The following is a 1,790-nucleotide window of genomic DNA, read 5'->3' on the forward strand; positions in this document are numbered from 1 at the left end:
TGCAAAGGCACAGTTTGGCGTTCAATCATACGATGAACGCGCGGCTTTTCCGGCCCTTTATGCAGCGACAGTAATTTCTCAGATACCGCAGCATCCGCATAGGTACGGCGCTGATTATGGCGGACATATTCCACCCATGTCGGCACATGATAAGTCTCTGTCCAGATGTCCGGATTTTCCAGATCACGCAGCAATGCCCATTGCTGTGCACCGTCACGAATGCGGATACGGCGGCGCGCAGCCATCGCTTCCAGAAAGGCATGAACATTATGATGTTCGATATGATAATCCACCATCACCATAATCGGACCACTGCGCGGACGGATATCCAGACGCAATTGCGGCTCGGAAAAAGAATTGAGCGGATCAAGATTGAGCTTGTCGAATTCCGGCAATTTGAACACCAGACCAACCAGCGCACCGCCAACCAGCGTGAAGGCTGCAACGCTTAAAGCCGTTTCAGGGCCGTAACCATCAGCCACTGAACCCCAGAGCCAGCTACCAGCGGCCATGCCGCCAAAAGTAGCAGTTTGATAAAGCGCCAAAGCACGTCCCACCACCCAGCGCGGCGTGGACAATTGCACAGTCACGTTGAACAGCGATAAAGCCAAAACCCATGACGCACCGGCAGGCAGCAATAACAGGCAGCTTAAAATAACCGAATGACTGTAAGACAGCAGATAGACGCTGATACCAAAAGCGATGAATGCACCGCGCACAATGGTTTCATTGGCGAATTTCTCGCGCAGTTCACCGGAGGTGAATGCACCGGCAATCGCACCAAGGCCGAATGCGCCGAGCATAATACCATAGGTCAGCGCCGTTCCCTGTACCAGATCACGCGCAACCAGCGGCAGCAAAGCCAGCACAACAATGGCTGACAAGCCGAAAAGAAAGCCGCGAAACATCACCTTGATCAGATTGGGCGACATGGAAACATAACGAAGACCGGCGGAAACGGCACGACCAAAGGTCTCACGCGGCAGTGTGGATTGCGTAACCTGCGGTTTCCAGCGCAGCAGCGCAACGATCAGCGGAATATAGCTAACGGCATTGATAATAAAGGCAAAAGCAGCACCGGCAACGGCCACGATAAAACCACCGATCGCAGGGCCGATACTGCGCATGGCATTAAAGCTCATGCTGTTGAGCGCCACCGCTCCCGGCAGATCAGAGCGTGGCACGATATCGCCCATCGAGGCCTGCCATGACGGATTATGCAAGGCTCCGCCGCAGCCGATCAGGAATGTAAAACTCAGCAAAAGCCATGGCGTAAGCCAGCCCATATAGCCAAAAATCGCCAGCATCAGCGACACCAGCAACATCATAAATTGGGCAATCAGCATGATACGGCGGCGGTCAAAATTATCAGCTAAAGCACCGGCAAACAGCGAGAAAAACATCACCGGCAAAGTGGTGGAGGCCTGTACCAGCGCCACCATATTGGAGGATTGCGCGATGGTCGTCATCATCCAGCCTGCACCGACTGTCTGGATCAGCCCGCCAAGATTGGAAGCAAGCGTTGCGGTCCATAAAGAGCGAAAAGCTTTATGTTTAAACGGGGCTAAAGGGGATACACTTTGCGACACCGCAGAATTTCCTATCCGAAGCAGATGCTCCATCATGCATGGTTCGGTGTAATAATCACACTGAAAAATTCAAACAGCCTGTAAAATCAATGTGCAAGCTGCCAGCGAACCTTATTCCCGTACCATAGGCAACATTGAAAAAAGACGTACTGGCTATTTTGACGCAACTGTGAAATTTTTTCTTCAAACAATAAAAAAACA

Annotated in this window: 1 protein-coding gene; it reads right to left on the bottom strand. The window is 51.9% G+C overall.

What is annotated here, in order from left to right; genetic code table 11:
* A partial coding sequence (locus tag A918_RS0108305) for an MFS transporter (protein ID WP_033315986.1) occupies nucleotides 1-1,589 on the bottom strand: 1,589 nt, incomplete at its 3' end.
* Nucleotides 1,590-1,790: the final 201 nt, after the last annotated feature.

The organism is Pseudochrobactrum sp. AO18b (assembly GCF_000409565.1).
Classification (GTDB): Bacteria; Pseudomonadota; Alphaproteobacteria; order Rhizobiales; family Rhizobiaceae; genus Pseudochrobactrum; species Pseudochrobactrum saccharolyticum.